Origin of the sequence: Sphingomonas tagetis (genome assembly GCF_024211275.1) — a bacterium.
In the GTDB taxonomy this organism is placed as follows: Bacteria; Pseudomonadota; Alphaproteobacteria; order Sphingomonadales; family Sphingomonadaceae; genus Sphingomonas; species Sphingomonas tagetis.
Map to the genome: position 1 here is coordinate 26,270 of NZ_JAMLDX010000002.1, position 18,183 is coordinate 44,452.

Consider the following 18,183-nt stretch of genomic DNA (forward strand, 5'->3'; position numbering starts at 1 on the left):
GGGCATCTCAAGCGGCTTGGTGGACCCCGGCACGAGGCCGGGGTGACGGTTGGAGGGACCGGGCAGCACGAGCCGCCCGCACCCTAAGCCGCCTCGCTCACCAGCAGCTTGTCGATCTTGTGCCCGTCCATATCGACGATCTCGAACCGCCAGCCCTGCTCGACAAAGCTCTCGCCTTCCTCGGGCAGCCGCTTGAGTACCGCCAGCGCCAGCCCCGCCACGGTGGCGAAATCGCGGTCATCGGGCAGATCGATGCCGATCCGCTCGGCCAGCGCGTCGGCGCCCAATTGCCCCGACACCAGCAACGAGCCGTCCTCGCGCACGGTGATCGCCGGGTGATCCCCGGCATCGGCGTCCGACGCGAACTCGCCGGCAATCGCCGCGAGCAGGTCGGCCGGCGTCACCAGCCCCTCGAAATGCCCATATTCGTCATGCACGAAGCCCATCGGGACCGCCGCCCGCCGCAGCGCGCCGAGCGCGTCCATCGCATCGACCTGATCGGGCAGCACCGGCGCCTGATGCAGCAGCACGCGCAGGTCGAGCGGCTCGCCGCGGATCAGCGCGCTCACCACGTCGCGCGCCTGCACCACGCCGATCACCTGATCGACCGATCCCTCCGCCACCGGCAGCCGCGTGTGCGGCGTCTCCGCCAGCGCCTTGCGGATGCCTGCCTCATCCAGATTGGCGTCGATCCAGTCGACCTCGGTGCGCGGCGTCATCACCTCGCGCACCGGCCGGTCGGCGAGCCGCACCACGCCCGAGATGATCGAGCGCTCATGCTCCTCGATCACGCCCGAATGCGTCGCCTGCGCGACCAGCATGTGCAGCTCCTCGGCGGTGACGTGATTTTCGGACTCGCGGTTCATGCCGAGCAGGCGGAAGATCAGCGCGCTGCTCTGGTCGAGCAGCCACACCAACGGCGCGGTGATCTTCGAGAGCCACAGCATCGGCGTCGCCATGATCACCGCGATCGGCTCGGGCGAGCGCAACGCGAACTGCTTGGGCACCAGCTCGCCGACGATCAGCGAGGCATAGGTGGTCAGCGCGATGACGATGGCGAAGCCGATCGTCTCCGCGGTTTCCTTCTCGACGCCCAGCAGCTCGATCCGCGCCGCGGTCGGCATGCCGAGGCTCGCGCCCGAATAGGCGCCGGCGATGACCCCTATCAGCGTGATGCCGATCTGCACGGTGGAGAGGAACTTGCCGGGGTCCGAAGCCAGGTCGATCGCGGTCTGCGCGCCGCGCTTGCCCGCCCGCGCCAGCCCGTCCAGCCGCGCCCGGCGCGCCGAGACGATGGCGAGTTCGGACATCGCGAACACGCCATTGAGCGCGACCAGCGCCAGGATGATCGCGACATCGATCCAGGGAAATGCGGGAAGCGGGTCCATTGGCCTGCATCGTCCTTAGGCGGAATCAGCCCGGCCGCACAATGATCTAACGCCGCGCCGCAAAGAAATCGCGCAGCAGCGCACCCGCCTCACCCTCGCCGATCCCGCCATAGACCTCGGGCCGGTGATGGCAGGTTGGCTGCGAGAAGAAGCGCGGCCCATGCTCGACCGCCCCGCCCTTGGGATCCGCCGCGCCATAATAGACGCGCGCGATGCGGGCATGCGCGATCGCCCCCGCGCACATCGCGCACGGCTCCAGCGTCACCCACAAGTCGCAATCCTCAAGCCGGTCGCGGCCCAGTTTCGCGGCCGCCGCGCGAATCGCCAGCATCTCGGCATGCGCGGTCGGATCGTGGAGCGTGCGCGGCGCGTTTGCCGCCGCCGCCACCACCTCTTCGCCCCGCATCACCACCGCGCCGACCGGCACCTCGCCCGATTCGGCGGCGGCGCGGGCGGCTTCCAGCGCGGCGCGCATCGGTTCGGGCAGCGGGAACATCGCCCCGCTATAAACCGAACACCCGCGCTCACGCGAAGCGATTACTTCGCGGCAGGCGCCGGCTGCGCCCTCTCGACCTCGACCGTGGGCACCTGGATCACCTTGTTCTCCATCACCACGGTCGGCACCTGGATCGTCTTGTTGGTCGTGCCCATGCCGACCTCGCCGACATCGGCCTGCACCGCGGGCGCCTTGCCGCCCTCCAGCTTCACCTCGGGCAGCGAGCCCGATTGCAGGTTCAGATTGAGCATGCCGAGCGATGCCATCACCACCACGACGACGGCGGCAAGGCCCAATATGGCCAGGATTGCACGCATCGCTTTGTCTCCCTATCGGATCGTTTGCGTAATAACGCCGCAGGCTCGATCGAAGTTGCATTGGTGGATCGAGGTTGACGAAAAGCCCCCAGAGCGTTATCGGCGCGCTCTTTCCGGGGCGACCCGGGACAGGCATGAACCTTAGGAATTAAGCGATGTCGCGCATTTGCGAGCTGACCGGCAAGGGCCGGCAGGTGGGCCACAATGTTTCCCACGCCAACAACAAGACCAAGCGCACCTTTCTGCCCAACCTGCAGAATGTGACGCTGATGTCGGAGGCGCTGGAGCGCTCGATCCGCCTGCGCGTGTCGACCCACGGCCTGCGTTCGGTCGAGCATAATGGCGGCCTCGACAACTGGCTGCTCAAGACCGGCGACGACAAGCTCTCGCTGCGCGCGCGCCGCCTGAAGCGCGAGATCGCCAAGAAGGCCGTCCCCGCCGCGGCCTGATTCGCGCTTTCGAGCGTTCGAGTTACCCGACCGGCCCGCTCCCTCAGGGGATGCGGGCCGTTCGGCGTTTATGTGGTTGCCGCACCAGCGGGCTGGTGCGGCAGCAATAGCTAGTCGTCCAGCCTGAATTTCAGCAGCAGCGAGCGCTGGAAGAAATATTGATTGTCGTCCGACGCGATCCACAGGATCGTGTCCTTGCCCTCGCGAACCGCCGCCACCGCCTCGAAATTGTCGTGCACCACCGGCGCCTCGAACCGCGCGATCTCGCGTCCCGTGACCGTCGCGCCCGGCCGAATCGCCCGGCGGTCGACGATCGTGAGCACCGCAGTGAACGCCGTGCGCAGCGAAGCCCTGCGGTGAATCACCACCAGCCGCCCGTCGGGCAGTTCGGTCATGTCGGTCGGCTTGTACCCGGACGGCGCGCGATAGGTGAAGGCGACGCCGCGCGAATCGCGTACCGGGTCCGTCGCGAACCACAAGGCCGGCCGCGATGCCTTGGGATCGCCCTTCGCACTCTCCGCCAGCACGATGAAGCTCCCGTCGCGCAGCCGCACCATTGATTCGGCCCCGCCATTTTCGGGCCAGCTGGCCATTTGCGCGGGCTCGGCATGCGCTTCGGCGCGGCGCAGCGCCGCATCATAGCGCCAGATCTGGTTCGCGCGCTCGAACCCGACCCATAGCTGCCCGGTGGCGGGATCGCGCGTCAGCGATTCGGTATCGCGGTCGAGCTTCGACCAGCCCGTTCCCGGCCCATCGGGCAGCGCGAACGCGTGCGCCTCGCTCACCCGCCAGCGCGAATCCAGCCGGAAGCGCACGACATTCCCGCCGTCGCTCAGCAGCGTGAAGCGATTGCCGTCCACCGCCATCGCCGAGAAGCCGCCGAAATGCGGTTCCGGACTGGTCAACCAAACCCCGCCGAGAAAGGTCAGCGCCCCCAGCTTCGTGCGCGCCGGGTCGCGCCAGTCGAGCGCGACCGGCTCCGCCATGACGGCCGTATCGGGCGGAAGCAGCTTCAGCCGCGTCTCGCCCGAATAGTCGGTGAGCAACGCCAGCAGCAGGATTATCGACAACAGGATACGCATCGCCGCCCCTCTTAACGGCCGCATTCGCGCCGCAAAGCTGAACATTGGATAACAGCCATGTTCATCCAGCGCTCAACCGCGTTCATCTAGCGGACAGCCAGCGAGCGCGGCGACGCGCTTGCCAGAGTTCCGGTGCGCGTCCGCAGACGCCCTGTCCGTATTCCCGTGTTGCGTATCGGGACTGCGGCATCCCCCAAGACCCCCAAGTGTTTCGAGCCGCACCGGCCTCTGCGTGCGTTCGTTACGCCTCGGCAACTTATCTGAACGCAGGATAACCGGCGCATTCAGCATCGGTTCGCCGCCAATGTGCGAATCCCTTGTTCAACGTGATGACGGCCTCTCGCCGCATCGCCAGGAACAAGGAGACGACCGATGTTCAAGAAACTTTCCCTGATCGGCGCCGCGCTGGCGATGACCGGCACTGCGATCATTCCCGCCACCCAGGCACAGGCCCAGAGCCGCTACGAGTATCGCGACCGCGGCTATGACCAGGGCTACTATGGCGACCGCTATGGCTATAGCGACCGCGGCTACCGCCAGTATGACCGTGGCGACCGCCGTTATCGCTCGCGCACCAGCCAGCGTTGCGACTCCAGCGCGGGCACCATCGTCGGCGCGATCGCCGGCGGCCTGATCGGCAACGGCGTCGCCGGCCGCGGCGACCGCACGATCGGCACGATCCTGGGCGGCGCGGTGGGCGCGCTCGCCGGCCGCGAAATCGACCGCTCGGGCCAGCCCGGCTATTGCCGCCGCAACCGCTGATTCAACGATCTCAATAACGGAAAGGCCGGTCCCTCGCGGGGTCGGCCTTTTTGTTTGGGCTTGCGTAAGAATGGCCGGTCCCGACCCGCAGGGTCCGCAAGGCCGAACGGCCGCCCGAGCTTATGCGAGGAAAAGCCTAGCGGGCGGATGCCCGCGCCGGCGCTTGAGGCCAAACAAATAACGTGCACCCGACTGGATTCGAACCAGTGGCCCCCAGATTAGGAATCTGATGCTCTATCCTGCTGAGCTACGGGTGCGCGTCGCCGGGTTAGAACGCACGCCGTGAGCGGTCAATTCCGCTGTTCGGGCGGCACCACCGGCAGCGGCAGCGGCGCGACCGCCACGCCCTCGTCGATCAGCGCCTTCGCGTCCTCGATGCTCGCCTGACCGTGGATCGGCGCATGCGCCTCCTCACCCAGATGCATCGCCCGCGCCTTGTCGGCGAAGGCCAGCCCGACATGCGTCGACCCCTCGAGCATCTTCGCCTGCGCCTGCGCCAGCGCCGCCATCAGCTGCTTGGGATCGGGCTTGCCGCCGGCCGCGACATTCCCCTGCCGGTTGCCCTTGGCCGCGACATTGGGCGCCATCACCGCCTTTTCGATCCCGGTATCGCCGCACATCGGGCAGGCGATCAGCGTCCGCTCGCGCTGGCTTTCATAATCGCCGCTCGATCCGAACCACGCCTCGAACACATGGCCGCCGCCGCATTTGAGGTCGAACACGATCACGTCAGCGACTCCACCGCCGGAATCGCGCGCCGGTGATCGATCGCCGGCACCCGCCCGCGCACCTCGGCCACCTGCGCCGCATCGATCTCGGCAAAGCCCAGCCCGGCCGCCTCGCCCATGTCGAGCAGCACCTCGCCCCACGGATCCACCGCCAGGCTGTGGCCATAGGTCGCGCGCCCGTCCGCATGCTCGCCGGTCTGCGCCGCCGCGATCAAATGCACCCCCGCCTCGATCGCCCGCGCACGCAGCAGCACATGCCAGTGCGCCGCGCCGGTCGGCCGGGTGAACGCCGCCGGCACCGCCAGCAGGGTCGCCCCCGCATCGGTCAGCGCGCGGAACAGGTCGGGGAAGCGCAGATCATAGCAGATCGCCAGCCCCAGCACGCCGAGCGGCGTCGCAACCGTCACCGCCCGCGCGCCCGGCGCATAGGCGTCGGACTCGCGCCAGCGCTCGCCCGTCGGCAGGTCGACGTCGAACAGATGGATCTTGTCGTAGCGCGCCCGGATCTCGCCCGCGCCGTCGATCACGAAGCCGCGGTTGACGAACCGCCCATCCGCCCCGCCGCGCAGCGCCAGCGACCCCAGATGCACCCACAGGCCATGCTTCGCCGCCGCGTCGCGCACCGCCGCGAGCACGCGGTCGTCAGCCTCGTCCACGATGTTCGCCGCGCCGCGCTTACGGTCGCGGTCGAGCAGGCCGGACATCTCGGGCGTGTACAGCATCGCCGCGCCCTCGCCCGCCGCCGCCGCGATGCCGTCGGTCATCGTGCGCGCATTGGCGAGCGGGTCGATCCCGCTGCTCATCTGGAGGATCGCGGCCTTCATCAAGTCAATAGCGGGTCCAGCCCGCCTTGCCGTTCCAGCGCCGCCAGTTCGTCCGACCCGCCGATATGCCGGTCGTCGATGAAGATCTGCGGCACCGTTGTGCGCCCGCCGGCGCGCTGGATCATCTCCGGCCGCCTGGGTCCGCCCATCGTGATGTCATACTCTTCATAATCGGCGCCCTTGCTGTCGAGCAGCGCCTTGGCCCGCGCGCAATAGCCGCAGAACGCCTTGGTATAGATTTCGATCTTCGCCATATCGTCTCCGCAGGTGAGTGTGCGCCCGCCGCTTGTCAATCCGCCCAGCTGTCCTCGGCTTCGATCACGCGCGCCCAGCACAGGATGGTCACCCGCGCCGCCCCCGCCCGCTTCAAGACCCGGACACAGGCATCGGTGGTGGCGCCGCTGGTGTACACATCGTCCACCAGCACAACCGACCGCCCCTTGAGCCGTTCCTTCGCGCCCGGCGCCAGCGCAAACGCCCCCGCCACCGCCTTGGTCCGCCCGCGCGGCCCCAGTCCGCGCAGCACCGGCGTCGCCTTCACGCGCCGCAGCAGTTCCAGTTCCGCTGCCACGCCGCTCGCCCGCGCCAGCCCCTGCGCGATCAGCGCCGCCTGGTTGAACCCGCGCCCCCAGATGCGCCAGCGGTGCAGCGGCACCGGCACCAGCAGGTCCGCGCCTTGGGGCATATGCCGCGCCATCAGCCGCGCCGCGGTCGCCGCGTGCGACGTTCGCCCGCCATATTTGAGCCGCAGCGCCAGCGTCCGCGCGGTCGGGCCATAGGCCACCGCCGCCCGCACCCCGTCATGCACCGGGGCCGTCGCCAGACACTCGCCGCACAGCGCGTGCGGCCCGCGGTCGAAGTCGAACGGCAAATTGCACGCCGCGCACCACGGCGGCGCGATCATCGCCAGCCCGGTCCAGCAGGTCCCGCAAAAGCGATGATCGGCATCGACCACCTCGCCGCAACCCGGGCAGCGCGGCGGCAGCGCCAGTGCGACGAGCTTCACGACTGAGTTTCCGACCTCCATTAGGGTCTAAACTCAGTTGGAACGAGGTCGAGACGGAGCCGAATTTGGCGCCAGGCCAGGAGCAAGGAGGGCGCGATGCGGTGCATCGTGACCGACGCGCGACGACGCCTGGCGCCAAATTCGGCCCGCCGCTGCGCGGTCGCCCGTGGAAGGCCGCCGAGCGTCGTCGCTCGCTTGCGCGTAGCTTCAGCTACGCGTCTGCGCTGCGCTCCTTGTCGGCGGCCTTCCACGGGCGATCTCGATCCTCGTTCCAACTGAGTTTAGACCCTTAACCTTGTCGCGCGGGAGGGAAAGCGGCACAAGCCGCCCCGTGAGTCCCCCCGATATCTTCGACCGCGCTCGCCGCCGCATCCGCCGCGACCGGGCCGCCCCGCGCTTCACCGAGTTCGCCTTCATCCGCGACTGGATGGTCGAGGGCATCGCCGAGCGGCTCGACGCGGTGCGCCGCGACTTTACCGACGTCCTCGATCTCGGCGCCTTCGACGGCAGCTTCGCGCCGCCGCCCGGCGCGAACGTCACCCGCCTCGACGCCGGCGCGCGCTTCGCCGCACGCACTGGCAGCGTTCAGGGCGACGAGGATCAGCCGCATTTCCCGGACGCCAGCTTCGACCTCGTCGTCTCGGCGGGCGTGCTCGACAGCGTCAACGACCTGCCCGGCGCGCTCGCGCTGGTCCGCCGCGCATTGCGCCCCGACGGCTTGTTCCTCGGCGCGTTCCTCGGCGGCGGCACGCTTTCCACCCTGCGCGCCGTGCTGCTCGAGGCCGAGGCTGACCGCCCCGCCGCGCGCATCCACCCACAGGTCGATGTGCGCTCGGCCGGCGACCTGCTCGTCCGTGCGGGATTCGCGCTGCCCGTCGCCGATGTCGAGACGCTCAACGTCCGCTACGCCAGCCTGTTCGATCTGGTCCGCGACCTGCGCGGCATGGGCGCGGCCAGCCTGCTCCCCGGCACGCCGCCGCTCGCCCGCGACACCGTCGCCCGCGCCGCCGCCGCATTCGCGAGCCGAGCCGATGCCGAGGGCCGCACCACCGAACGCTTCGACGCGATCTTCGTCACCGGCTGGGCGCCCGACCCTTCGCAGCCCCAGCCCGCGCGCCGCGGCTCCGCCACCACCTCGCTCGCCGACGCGCTCAAGCCCAAACTCTAAAGCAACCTCTCCAGCAGCCCGATCAGCGGCAAATCCGCCGGCGGCATGTCCAGCGCATACAGTTCGGCCGGCGACACCCACTTCAACGCCGTCGCATGATGCGCCTCGGGCGACCCCTGCCAGTCGCGCAACGTATAGAGCAACAACAGCAGGTGCCGTTCCCCCAGCGATTCGCTCGCGAACGCCGCCGGGGTCAGGCTCGCGCCATCGACCGCAACGCCCAGCTCCTCCTCCAGTTCGCGGCACAGCGCCGCCTCGGGCAGTTCGCCCGCATCGACCTTGCCGCCGGGAAACTCCCACAGCCCCGCCATCGGCTTGCCGGGCGGGCGTTGCTGCACCAGCACGCGGCCCTGCGCATCGACCATCGCCGCGGCGACGACGATCAGCAGCTTGGTTTCAGGAAGTTTGAGGTCCGGCATCGACACTTCGTTAACGCTCTTCCCGGTAGTTTCAGCTCGCGTGATTGGGAGATTGCCGGAAATGCGGCTGCTCGGAAGCCTATATCGACGACTGGTTCGCGACCGCAAGGGCGCGACCGCGGTCGAATATGGCTTCATCCTCGCGCTCATCGTGATCGCGATCATCGCCAGCATCCAGGGCCTCGCCGGCGCCACGACCGGCATGTGGGGCAATGTCCACGACAAGGTCCAGAAGGCGAGCTGAATTTTTTTGCCGCGCCTCGCGGCGCGAGACGGCACCGGCCCGCTCCCCCACCCGGCCACCCACTTCAGGGTATCTTTGATGGGTGGCCGGGTGGGGGAGCGGGCTGGAACCGCACTCGAACGCGCTCTTTCGCGCGTTCGACAAAAGCTCCCTCACCTAGACCATTTGTTAACCTCCACCCCGTAATTTCCGTAATTGCTGAACCGGGTCTCGATCCGGCGAAGCCGGGAACTGAAGCTTACGAACAGGATGGAGACCGACATGCAGAAGATCCGCAACTTCCTTCGCAACAACAAGGGCGCGACCGCCATCGAGTACGGCCTGATCGCCGCGCTGATCGCCGTCGCCGCGATCGCCGCGATGCAGGGTCTGGGCAACCAGCTCAACAAGACCTTCGGCAACGTGACCTCGAACATGAAGGCGTCGTAAGACCCTTTCTTTCGAACGAGATGGTGGGGCGGCGAACTTCGGTTCGCCGCCCTTTTCATGTGTATCGTTCATTACCTACCCGAAACGATTAACCCGATCTTGTCCATGAACCTTATCGGGACGTGAAGGCGCGGTCGTCATGGTGGGTAGCGCCGGGGGCGGCAATTCAGCTCGCCTTCGCGGGGGACGTCACATGTTTCGTGCGCTTTTCCGCAGTCGCAAGGGTGCGACTGCGATCGAATACGGCCTCATCGCCGCACTCATCGCGGTCGCAGCGATCGCCGCCATGCAGGGGCTGGGCAACCAGCTCAACACGACGTTCGGCAACGTAACGGCGAACATGAAGGCGTCGTAAGCGCCTTTAATCGATCGGACAGCAAGAGGGCGGTGGACGCAGGTCCGCCGCCCTTTTTGCGTTCAGGCGCGGCCCATCGCCAGGAACTTGGCGCGCCGGCTCTGGCGCAGCGCTTGGGCGCTCTGCCCGTCGAGCTCGCCCAGCGCCGCTTCGATCGCATCGCCCAGCGCATCGATCGCCGCGCCATGGTCGCGCTGCGCCCCGCCCAGCGGCTCGCGCACGATCGTGTCGATCACGCCCAGCTCCTTCAGATGCTGCGCGGTCACCTTCATCGCCTCGGCGGCGTCGGCGGCCTTGTCGGCGGTGCGCCACAGGATCGACGCGCAGCCTTCGGGCGAGATCACCGAATAGACCGCATGCTCCATCATCAGCACGCGATTGCCCGCCGCCAGCGCCACCGCGCCGCCCGAACCGCCCTCGCCCAGGATCGATGCGACGATCGGCACCCCGGCATTCAGGCACGCCTCGGTCGAGCGCGCGATCGCTTCAGCCTGCCCGCGCTCCTCGGCCTCCATGCCGGGGAATGCGCCCGAGGTGTCGACCAGCGTTACCACCGGAATCCCGAACTTGTTCGCCAGCTCGACCAGCCGGATCGCCTTGCGGTAGCCCTCGGGCTTGCCCATCCCGAAATTATGCTTGAGCCGGCTCGCGGTGTCGTCGCCCTTTTCGTGGCCGATCACCATCACCCGCCGCCCGCGAAACCGCCCCAGCCCGCCCTGGATCGCCTGATCGTCGGCGAATGCGCGGTCGCCGCCCAGCGGCATGAAGTCGCTGATCAGCCGCGCGACATAATGTTTGAAGTGCGGGCGCTCGGGATGCCGCGCGACCTGGGTCTTCTGCCACGGCGTCAGCCTGGCATAGGCGTCCTTGAGGAACTTGTCGGACTTGCCCTGAAGCTTCGCGACCTCGGCCTCGATATCCACCTCGCCGCCCGCGGCGGTGTCGCGCAGTTCGTCGATACGGTTCTGAAGCTCGGCAATCGGCTTCTCGAAGTCGAGGAAAGTAGCCATTCCGGGCACCTATGCGTCCCGCTTGCCTACGTCAACGCGCGGCTTGTCCGCCAGCGGATGCCGCTCGTTGACCAACGCCACCAGCCGCGCGCTGTCGACATGGGTGTAGATTTCGGTGGTCGCGATATCGGCATGGCCCAGCATCGCCTGCAGCGCGCGCAGGTCCGCCCCGCCCTCCAGCAGGTGCGTCGCGAACGCGTGGCGCAGCACATGCGGACTGATCCGGTCGGGCGGAATCCCCGCCTCCGCCCCCAGCGCGCGGATCATCTGGAACAGCCGCACGCGCGAGAGATGCGCCTTGCCCGACGGAAACAGCCACGGCCGCTTGGCATCGACATGCTCGCGCCACACCGCCACCGCCGCGCGCGCGCGGTCCGACAGCGGCACCAGTCGCTCGCGTCCGCCCTTGCCCTTGAGGATCAGATAGGGCTTGTCCGGCTGCACCGCCCCGCGCGGCAGCGACACCAGTTCGGTCGCGCGCAGCCCCGACCCATAGAGCAGCTCCACCAGCGCCAGCAGCCGCAAATCGCGCGGGTCCTTCGGCTCGCGCGAAATCCGCGCCTCGATCGCGGCGAACAGCCGCTCGACATCCCCGCCCGACAGCGTCTTGGGCAAAGACCGCCCGGCCCCGGGCCGCGGCAGCGCCTTGCCCGGATCGTCCGCGCGCAGCCCCTCATCCGCCAGAAACGCATAGAAGCGCCGCAACGCCGCCGACTTGCGCGCCACCGTCGCCCGCGACAGGTCGCGCCAGTCCTGCGCCAGCCGCTCGATCCCGGCCTTGTCGGCCCCCGCCAGCCCGCCGCTCAGCACGCCTGACGCCAGCCGCAAATCGGTGCCATAGGCCGCGATCGTGTTGGCCGAAGCCCCCGCCTCGGCCGCCATCATCTCGAGAAAGCGCTCGATCAGCGCGGCATCGTCCGCGGCGCTCAAAGCCGCGTGATCGCCTCGACGGCGATCATCCGCGCATAGCCATCGAGTCCGACGCGGGTCAGCGCCCGCGTGATGTGGTACAGCGTGGCCGGCGACACGCCCTCCCACACGCGCGTCTGCATCCCCACCGCCGCCAGCAGCACCACCGTCCCCGGCTGCCGCTGTTCCGCCGCCAGTGCGATCGCGCGCGTCCAGGCATTGGCCGCCTCGAACTCGACGCCCGCGCCGCGCATCAGCCGCTCGCCCTCGCCGCCCGGCAGCCGACCCATGCCCGCCATCGCCGCGACCAGCATCGCCCGGTTCGCCGCATCGCCCTTATACGCCTCGACCTCGCTCGCCGCGACCTGCGCGCGCGACGGATCGGCGAGCAGCAGCATGCCCCACCCGTCGCTCCCGCGCGGCGCGAGACTGCGCCAGCGCATCGCCGCGCGATCGAGTCCGGCGCTCAGCATCGATGCGATCAGCCGGTCACTGTCCTCGCGCAAGGCTTCGGACGGCTCCAGCCGCGCCGCCGCGCGCGCGGTCAGGATCAGCCGGCTATACTTCGCCCGCGCGCCCTGCGCCTCGTCCCACAGCCCGCGCATCTGCGTGACTCGCTCGGCCGGCGTCGCGGCGATGAAGGCGGTGCGCAAGTCGCGCGCCACCGCCACCTCGGCGGTCGCCGCGTCCTCCTGCTCCTCGATCTCGCCATACAGGTCGGTCAGCGCCTGGCTCGAGAACACGCCCTGCCCCGCCGCCGCCTCGGCCAGCTCGGCGCGCTCGCGCAACCCGCCCGCGGGCGAGGTCGCGCGCCAATAGCGCACCTGCGGCCCCGCGCTGTCATACAGCGCCGCCGGAATCTCGGTCGCCGACGCCATCGCCAGCCCCCAGCGCCACGCGCTCAACCGGTCGACCGCATCCCATTCGATCGTCACCGCGCGCCGCCCCGCGACGCCCATGCCGACCACCTTTTCGGCCAGCAGCAGGTCGATTTCGTCGCCCATCCGCCGCCGCGCGGCGTCGATCAGCGGCCCGGCCTTGGCCGGATCGCCCGCCAGCCCGGCGCAGATCGCCTCGGCCAGCCGCCAGTTGCGGTCGGGCGAGGCGCGCAGCGCCGGGTGTACCATCGCGCACATGCCGCCCGGATCGGCGGCGGCGAGCATCGCCTGCATGCCGACCTGAAACAGCTTTGGGCTGTAATTCTCGATATCGACCGACTGCACCATCGCGCGCGCAGCATCGGCTTCGCCCATGCGGATCAGCAGCCAGGCGCGCTCGGCGGCAAAGTCCGCGCCATGCACCCCTGCCGGCGTATTCACGCGCGACAGCAATGCGCGCCGCAGCGCGATCGACAGCCAGCGCGACGCCACCGGCGCATTCGTCCGCCGCATCAATATCTGCAGGAACTTGCCATCCGCCGTGCCGAACGCATCCGCCGCCAGCCCGTCGCTCGCGGGCGAGGATGGCCCCACCTGCGCCAGCGACCGTTTGGCGAAGTCGGGCAGCTCGTAACGCGCGATCACCGCATAATCGGTCTGCCCGTCGCCATCGCGGTCGATCGCGCTCGGCACCGGCGTCGGCGTCCCGCCCGGCAACGGCGTCGCCCCGGCCACTGGTGCCCCGCTCACCGGCGCAGGCGCGGCAGGCGTCCCCGGCTGGCTCGGCCGCGGCGCGGTCGTCGCACGCGGCGTCGGCGCGGGCGCCGGCACCGGATCGTCGAATCCCGGCGGCAACAGCGATTCGGGCCGATCCTGCCCCAGCGCCGGAATCCCGACGCTGGCGATCACGGCCAGCGCGGTTCCGACGACCAGCTTAGTTCGAGAGATTTTCAAGCGGCACGACCTTCTCGACGCGCACCGGCTGCTTCTCGGTATCGCGGCCAGAAAGGAAAAAAAGTCCGCCGATCAACAGGATGACGACGGCGATCACAAGGACGAGCAAACGGGACATCGATCCCCTCAAAGCGGGTTTTGCATACAGGCGCCGGGCCTTTTGCCCGAGCGCGGCCCTCGCTGTATAGCCCCCGCGATCATGGCGCAAACCCAACCCTCAGCACCCATCCCGCCGATGCGCCCGATCGTACTCGTCGGGCTGATGGGTGTCGGCAAGACCACCGTCGGCCGCCGCCTCGCCCAGCGCCTCGGCCTGCCCTTTGTCGACGCGGACGCCGAGATCGAGACCGCCGCCGGCATGACCATCGCCGACATCTTCGAACGCTTCGGCGAAGCGCATTTCCGCGATGGCGAGCGCCGCGTCATCGCCCGGCTGATCGATGGCCGCCCCAAGGTCATCGCCACCGGCGGGGGCGCGTTCGTCAATGACGAGACGCGCGCGCTGATCCTTGACCAGGCGACCGCGGTGTGGCTGGACGCCGATCCCACCATCCTGGCGGAGCGCGTCGCCAAGCGCGACCACCGCCCGCTGCTCCGCGGAAAGGACCCGCTCGCCGTGCTCACCGAACTCGCCGCGGTGCGAAACCCCTATTACGCGCTCGCCCCGATCCATGTCGCGAGCAAGGCCGTCCCGCACGAGACCACGGTGACCGCGATCCTCGAGAAACTGGCGCTATGAAGACCGTCCCCGTTGCGCTCGGCGACCGCAGCTATGATGTGCGTATCGAGGCCGGGCTGCTCGCCCGCGCCGCCGAACACCTCGCCCCCTTTGCGCGCAAACGCCCGTTCGTGATCGTGACCGACACCAATGTCGCGCCGCACGCACAGACGCTGGCCGCCACCCTCCCCGGCGCGGAGATCATCACGCTCCCGGCGGGCGAATCGACCAAGAGCTGGGCCAACCTCGAAACGCTCACCGACCGGCTGCTGGAACTCGGCATCGAGCGCAACGACCATGTCATCGCGCTCGGCGGCGGCGTGATCGGCGACCTCGTCGGCTTCGCCACATCGATCCTCAAGCGCGGCTGCAACTTCGTCCAGATCCCCACCACGTTGCTCGCACAGGTCGACAGCAGCGTCGGCGGCAAGACCGCGATCAACAGTGCCGCGGGCAAGAACCTGATCGGCGCCTTCCATCAGCCCAGCCTCGTGCTGATCGACCCCGACCTGCTCGACACGCTCCCCCGGCGCGAAACCGCCGCCGGCTATGCCGAGGTCGTCAAATACGGCCTGATCGACGATTTCGCCTTCTTCGAATGGTGCGAGGGCAATGGCGCCGCGCTGCTCGACGGCGACCCGCAAGCCCGCACCCACGCCATTGCTCATTCGGTCGCCGCCAAGGCGCGCATCGTCGCCGAGGACGAACGCGAAACCACCGGCAAGCGCGCGCTGCTCAACCTCGGCCACACCTTCGGCCACGCGCTCGAGGCCGAGACCGGCTTCTCCGACGCGCTGCTCCACGGCGAAGGCGTCGCCGCGGGCATGGCCCTCGCCTTCGCCTTCTCGGCACGGCAAGGCCTCTGCCCCGGCCGGGACGCCACCCGCGTCGCCGCCCACCTCGCTGCCATCGGCCTCCCCCACGACCTCAAGACCGCCGGCATCACCGCATCGGGCGCGCGGCTGGTCGAACACATGCTCCACGACAAGAAGATGGACGCCGGCACCCTGCCGTTCCTCCTCGCGCGCGGGATCGGGCAGACATATTTGGACAAGACGGTAGATTTGGCCGAGGTGGCGGCATTTCTGGACGAACAGCCGCGCTAAATTGCAGGCACCAGCTTATCCAGGCTGGCGTAGCAGAGCGACGCGAAAGGTCGCGACGCCGCGTACCGGGTTGCCGCTGGCATCTGTTGCCGGCGTAAACAGCCGCCGGTTTCTCACTGCCGTGCAAGCGGCCTTTTCGACCGCCTTATCGACGTTGGTAGAGACCAACGAGCAGTCGTCGATGGCACCTGACGTCGATACAGCCACGCGGAATACCGCGTCGACGGATTGCCCGGATATCTTGGCAACCGCCATCAATTCGGTGTTCGACAGCCACGCGTCGCGATCTTTCAAAGCTACGGGTGTTTTTCCGCCGGGTGCGAACTGGGCTGCATCGGCACCCCATTCAATCAACTGATCAGCTTCACATTTCCGCAGCGCCGCAACGGCCTTCGCTGCAGCGGGAACCGCTACTGCCCCCGAAATGTCGGACGTGACCGCTATCGCAACCGTCCGAGCCTCGGAAAGGCCGTCCAGCACTGCGGGCGAGACGCCTTGCATCCAGATCGCGTGCATGCCGTCCGGCAATTTTGAAACGCTGGCGCGCCCCTTGATGACTCTTGGCGATGGCTGGAAGCTCAGCGATGCAACAGTCGGTGTTGTGGTGCCTTTGATCTCCTTGCTGGCAAATCGCCACGAGATAAGTGTCGCTGCCCGGCGTTGTCTCGATCGAGAGCTTAGCAAGAGGGTCAACGCTGTGTCGCTCCAGCACGCAGCGCGCCGGATCGTCGCGCAAGGCCCATCGCGGCACCGAAGCGGCTGGCGCCGCTTGCATTGCACCGATGAGCACCAGCGCTGCCGCGGACGCGATGATCATATGAGCTCCTCAGGTCGCCATTCTTGCCGCCGAAGGTATCATATCTCGGCGCAAGAACGTTGTACCCATTCGACATTCCCCTCGGCAAACGCGACTCCCGATCAGCGATCCATCACAACATGTGCGTCGTCATTGTCGCTTTACGAATTTTCCGCACTACCGGTTTCGGCCGCCAAACGCCCTTCGACGCGCTCCCGGCACGTCCAGCCACCACCCCGCAAACCCGCAGAAAACCGACAAAAACCGCGAGCCGCTTTCCTACACGATCCCATTTGGCTATAAACAATTCAAGAAAACAAACCGAAACGGCAAATCAACACGGACCCGTTTCGCGCTCTTTGAACTTTCCGAACACCCGCCCCTCACTCCGCCGGAAAGCCCTGCCGCTTGCCGCCGGCCTTGTGCACCACGCCGTGCCGCATCACGAATTCGACTCGCTCCATCCGCGTCACATCCTCCAGCGGACTGCCCGCCACCGCGATCAGGTCGGCATCCTTACCCGGTTCGATGCTCCCGATCGACGCCGAGCGCCCCAGCGCTTCCGCCGCATTCACCGTCGCCGCCTTGATCGCCTGCGCCGGGGTCATCCCCGCCTTCACCATCAGCGCGAATTCCTGGGCGTTGTCGCCATGCTTCGACACGCCGGTGTCGGTGCCGAACGCCACCTTCACGCCGGCCGCGAACGCCTTGCTGTGGCTGGCGAACGCCGCCGCCGCCGCTTCCTCGGCCTTGGGAATCACCGCGGGCGGCAGCATCCCGGCGCGCGCCTGCTTGAGCGCGGCCTGCGGCGCCATCATCGTCGGCACCAGCCAGGTGCCCCTGGCCTTCATCGCCTTGATCGCCTCGTCGTCGAGGAACGAGCCGTGATCGATCGTATCGACGCCCGCCGCCACCGCCGCCTTGGTTCCCGCCGCGGCATGGCTGTGAGTCGCCACCTTGCGGCCCAGCCCGTGCGCGGTGTCGACGATCGCGCGCATCTCCTCGTCGGTCATCGCCCGGCCGAGCCCGCCCGACACGTTCGACAGCACGCCCCCGGTCGACATGTACTTGATCACCTGCGCACCCAGCGCGACCTGCTGGCGCACCGCGCGGCGGCAATCGTCGGGGCCGTCGCAGGTGTTGACCTGATGCCTGTGGATCGCGTCGGCGAACACCGCCGCCGCGCCGTTGGTGCCGTCGCCATGCCCGCCCGAGACCGAGATCGGCGCCCCGGCATTGACGATGGTCGGCCCGGCGATCACCCCGCGCTCGACGCCTTCGCGCAGCGCCCGCATCCCGCGCGCGTCGCCGCCCAGGTCGCGCACCGTGGTGAACCCCGCGTCGAGCGTCACCCGCGCATTGCCCACTGCCCACATCATGTCGTCGGCATCGTCGCGGTTGAGCGCGGTCAGCCGATCCTGCAACGGATCGCCACCGATCCCCCACAGATGGACATGCATGTCGACCAGCCCGGGCAGTACGAACCGGTCCCTGAGATCGACCAGCTCCGCCCCCGCCTCCGGCGCGACATGGCCGTCGCGCACCTCGGCGATCTTGCCGCCGCGCACGATCACCGTGCTCGCCCCGCGCGGCGCTTCCCCCGGTCTGGCCAGCAGCGCCCCGGCGTGAATGTAGGTCGTTTTGGGGGCGGTCTGCGCCGCCAGCGGCGTGGCGGCGAGCAGAACGGCGGCGATGGCGGCAAAACGGCGCATATTGGTCTCCCCTGTTACCGCCAGCTTAGGCAGCAATCGGAAACCGCGCCAGCCTCACCCGCCCGGCTGGGTGATCGATGGCGGATCGCTTGCCGGAAAGCTGTCGCGGAGTTCGGCGTCCAGTTCGGCATCCGCCTTGTTCTTCGCGACGCTGGCGTTCATCCGCTCGATCTGCTCGGGCGCCGCCTCGCCCTGATGCTGCGCCTTCCACTGCGCATAGGGCATGCCATAGATCGCCTCGCGCGCCGCCTCCTTGCCGATCTCGCCCTCGCTCGCCTCGGCCACCCAGTCGCTCAGGCAGTTGCGGCAGAAGCCCGCCAGCCCCATCAGCTCGATATTTTCCGCGTCGGTGCGGTGGCGCAGATGCCGCACCAGCCGGCGGAATGCCGCCGCCGCGATTCGGTCGTCGAGCTTGTCCAGCGCTGGCATAATT

General features: G+C 68.5%; 24 protein-coding genes and 1 tRNA gene. 8 read left to right on the forward strand and 17 right to left on the reverse strand.

The genetic code is table 11. The features are described from left to right. Nucleotides 1–83: 83 nt before the first annotated feature. From M9978_RS02755 to M9978_RS02765, 3 genes are all read right to left on the reverse strand, one after another. Nucleotides 84–1,388, reverse strand: a complete 1,305-nt coding sequence (locus M9978_RS02755; protein ID WP_254291334.1) for a hemolysin family protein — start codon at nucleotides 1,386–1,388, stop codon at nucleotides 84–86. Between the two features lie 46 nt (nucleotides 1,389–1,434). Beyond that, entirely contained in the window at nucleotides 1,435–1,863 is a 429-nt protein-coding gene (locus M9978_RS02760; RefSeq protein ID WP_254291795.1) for a nucleoside deaminase, read from the reverse strand. Nucleotides 1,864–1,925: 62 nt separating this feature from the next. Then, a complete protein-coding gene (locus M9978_RS02765) occupies nucleotides 1,926–2,201 on the reverse strand; it encodes a hypothetical protein (RefSeq protein ID WP_254291335.1) in 276 nt (91 codons plus the stop codon). A gap of 155 nt (nucleotides 2,202–2,356) precedes the next feature. Between M9978_RS02765 and rpmB the strand changes: the two genes are divergently transcribed. Continuing rightward, complete coding sequence (gene rpmB / locus M9978_RS02770) at nucleotides 2,357–2,650, forward strand: 50S ribosomal protein L28 (protein ID WP_254291336.1); 294 nt, start codon at nucleotides 2,357–2,359, stop codon at nucleotides 2,648–2,650. A 110-nt stretch (nucleotides 2,651–2,760) separates the two neighbouring features. Here rpmB and M9978_RS02775 read toward each other — a convergent pair whose 3' ends face one another. Further along, nucleotides 2,761–3,732, reverse strand: coding sequence for an esterase-like activity of phytase family protein (locus M9978_RS02775; RefSeq protein WP_254291337.1), 972 nt, complete (start codon nucleotides 3,730–3,732; stop codon nucleotides 2,761–2,763). Nucleotides 3,733–4,104: 372 nt separating this feature from the next. Here M9978_RS02775 and M9978_RS02780 point away from each other — a divergent pair, with 372 nt between their 5' ends. Further along, nucleotides 4,105–4,494: a glycine zipper 2TM domain-containing protein gene (locus tag M9978_RS02780; protein WP_254291338.1), complete on the forward strand. Its 390-nt coding sequence runs from the start codon at nucleotides 4,105–4,107 to the stop codon at nucleotides 4,492–4,494. A 183-nt stretch (nucleotides 4,495–4,677) separates the two neighbouring features. On the opposite strand, the gene M9978_RS02785 is transcribed toward M9978_RS02780, so the two are convergent. The 5 genes from M9978_RS02785 to M9978_RS02805 all read right to left on the reverse strand — a co-directional run bounded on the left by M9978_RS02785 (nucleotide 4,678) and on the right by M9978_RS02805 (nucleotide 7,073). Continuing rightward, nucleotides 4,678–4,751 (reverse strand) — tRNA-Arg (locus tag M9978_RS02785). Nucleotides 4,752–4,784: 33 nt separating this feature from the next. Beyond that, the gene (locus M9978_RS02790; RefSeq protein ID WP_254291339.1) at nucleotides 4,785–5,222 is read right to left on the reverse strand and encodes a DUF1178 family protein; all 438 of its coding nucleotides are present in this window, start codon (nucleotides 5,220–5,222) and stop codon (nucleotides 4,785–4,787) included. Beyond that, nucleotides 5,219–6,046, reverse strand: a complete 828-nt coding sequence (locus M9978_RS02795; RefSeq protein ID WP_254291340.1) for a carbon-nitrogen hydrolase family protein — start codon at nucleotides 6,044–6,046, stop codon at nucleotides 5,219–5,221. The genes M9978_RS02790 and M9978_RS02795 overlap by 4 nt, the downstream gene beginning before the upstream one ends. Further along, nucleotides 6,046–6,300: a glutaredoxin 3 gene (grxC, locus tag M9978_RS02800; protein WP_254291341.1), complete on the reverse strand. Its 255-nt coding sequence runs from the start codon at nucleotides 6,298–6,300 to the stop codon at nucleotides 6,046–6,048. Before grxC ends, M9978_RS02795 begins: the two co-directional genes overlap by 1 nt. Before the next feature lie 35 nt (nucleotides 6,301–6,335). Continuing rightward, nucleotides 6,336–7,073 (reverse strand): ComF family protein, encoded by a 738-nt coding sequence (locus M9978_RS02805; RefSeq protein WP_254291342.1) that lies wholly within the window; start codon nucleotides 7,071–7,073, stop codon nucleotides 6,336–6,338. 310 nt (nucleotides 7,074–7,383) lie between these two features. Between M9978_RS02805 and M9978_RS02810 the strand changes: the two genes are divergently transcribed. After that, nucleotides 7,384–8,220, forward strand: a complete 837-nt coding sequence (locus M9978_RS02810) for a class I SAM-dependent methyltransferase (RefSeq protein WP_254291343.1) — start codon at nucleotides 7,384–7,386, stop codon at nucleotides 8,218–8,220. On the opposite strand, the gene M9978_RS02815 is transcribed toward M9978_RS02810, so the two are convergent. Then, on the reverse strand, nucleotides 8,217–8,639 hold the full coding sequence (locus M9978_RS02815) for a (deoxy)nucleoside triphosphate pyrophosphohydrolase (RefSeq protein ID WP_254291344.1): 423 nt from the start codon (nucleotides 8,637–8,639) through the stop codon (nucleotides 8,217–8,219). The genes M9978_RS02810 and M9978_RS02815 overlap by 4 nt on opposite strands. Nucleotides 8,640–8,700: 61 nt before the next feature. Here M9978_RS02815 and M9978_RS02820 point away from each other — a divergent pair, with 61 nt between their 5' ends. The 3 genes from M9978_RS02820 (at nucleotide 8,701) to M9978_RS02830 (ending at nucleotide 9,667) form a co-directional block, all read left to right on the forward strand. Beyond that, nucleotides 8,701–8,883, forward strand: coding sequence for a Flp family type IVb pilin (locus tag M9978_RS02820; protein WP_254291345.1), 183 nt, complete (start codon nucleotides 8,701–8,703; stop codon nucleotides 8,881–8,883). A gap of 261 nt (nucleotides 8,884–9,144) precedes the next feature. Further along, nucleotides 9,145–9,312 carry a Flp family type IVb pilin gene (locus M9978_RS02825; protein WP_254291346.1) on the forward strand — a complete coding sequence of 56 codons (168 nt, stop codon included), beginning with the start codon at nucleotides 9,145–9,147 and terminating at the stop codon, nucleotides 9,310–9,312. A gap of 193 nt (nucleotides 9,313–9,505) precedes the next feature. Further along, nucleotides 9,506–9,667 carry a Flp family type IVb pilin gene (locus M9978_RS02830; protein WP_254291347.1) on the forward strand — a complete coding sequence of 54 codons (162 nt, stop codon included), beginning with the start codon at nucleotides 9,506–9,508 and terminating at the stop codon, nucleotides 9,665–9,667. 62 nt (nucleotides 9,668–9,729) lie between these two features. Here M9978_RS02830 and M9978_RS02835 read toward each other — a convergent pair whose 3' ends face one another. The 4 genes from M9978_RS02835 to M9978_RS02850 are packed head-to-tail and all read right to left on the reverse strand — an operon-like array spanning nucleotide 9,730 to nucleotide 13,536. After that, nucleotides 9,730–10,677 carry an acetyl-CoA carboxylase carboxyltransferase subunit alpha gene (locus M9978_RS02835; RefSeq protein ID WP_254291348.1) on the reverse strand — a complete coding sequence of 316 codons (948 nt, stop codon included), beginning with the start codon at nucleotides 10,675–10,677 and terminating at the stop codon, nucleotides 9,730–9,732. 9 nt (nucleotides 10,678–10,686) lie between these two features. Continuing rightward, nucleotides 10,687–11,607: a tyrosine-type recombinase/integrase gene (locus M9978_RS02840; protein WP_302053768.1), complete on the reverse strand. Its 921-nt coding sequence runs from the start codon at nucleotides 11,605–11,607 to the stop codon at nucleotides 10,687–10,689. Next, entirely contained in the window at nucleotides 11,604–13,373 is a 1,770-nt protein-coding gene (locus tag M9978_RS02845) for a hypothetical protein (protein ID WP_254291349.1), read from the reverse strand. The genes M9978_RS02840 and M9978_RS02845 overlap by 4 nt, the downstream gene beginning before the upstream one ends. A gap of 25 nt (nucleotides 13,374–13,398) precedes the next feature. Further along, nucleotides 13,399–13,536, reverse strand: coding sequence for a hypothetical protein (locus M9978_RS02850; RefSeq protein ID WP_254291350.1), 138 nt, complete (start codon nucleotides 13,534–13,536; stop codon nucleotides 13,399–13,401). Nucleotides 13,537–13,653: 117 nt separating this feature from the next. On the opposite strand from M9978_RS02850, the gene M9978_RS02855 reads away from it, so the two are divergent. After that, nucleotides 13,654–14,157: a shikimate kinase gene (locus tag M9978_RS02855; protein ID WP_254291351.1), complete on the forward strand. Its 504-nt coding sequence runs from the start codon at nucleotides 13,654–13,656 to the stop codon at nucleotides 14,155–14,157. Beyond that, the gene (gene aroB / locus M9978_RS02860; protein WP_254291352.1) at nucleotides 14,154–15,242 is read left to right on the forward strand and encodes a 3-dehydroquinate synthase; all 1,089 of its coding nucleotides are present in this window, start codon (nucleotides 14,154–14,156) and stop codon (nucleotides 15,240–15,242) included. The genes M9978_RS02855 and aroB overlap by 4 nt, the downstream gene beginning before the upstream one ends. Before the next feature lie 15 nt (nucleotides 15,243–15,257). Here the strand turns inward: aroB and M9978_RS02865 are convergent, their stop codons facing one another. The 3 genes from M9978_RS02865 to M9978_RS02875 form a co-directional block, all read right to left on the reverse strand. Further along, the gene (locus tag M9978_RS02865; RefSeq protein WP_254291353.1) at nucleotides 15,258–15,935 is read right to left on the reverse strand and encodes an energy transducer TonB; all 678 of its coding nucleotides are present in this window, start codon (nucleotides 15,933–15,935) and stop codon (nucleotides 15,258–15,260) included. 486 nt (nucleotides 15,936–16,421) lie between these two features. Continuing rightward, a complete protein-coding gene (locus tag M9978_RS02870; RefSeq protein ID WP_254291354.1) occupies nucleotides 16,422–17,750 on the reverse strand; it encodes a metal-dependent hydrolase family protein in 1,329 nt (442 codons plus the stop codon). Between the two features lie 54 nt (nucleotides 17,751–17,804). Further along, nucleotides 17,805–18,179 carry a DUF1244 domain-containing protein gene (locus M9978_RS02875; RefSeq protein ID WP_254291355.1) on the reverse strand — a complete coding sequence of 125 codons (375 nt, stop codon included), beginning with the start codon at nucleotides 18,177–18,179 and terminating at the stop codon, nucleotides 17,805–17,807. Nucleotides 18,180–18,183 lie beyond the last annotated feature (4 nt).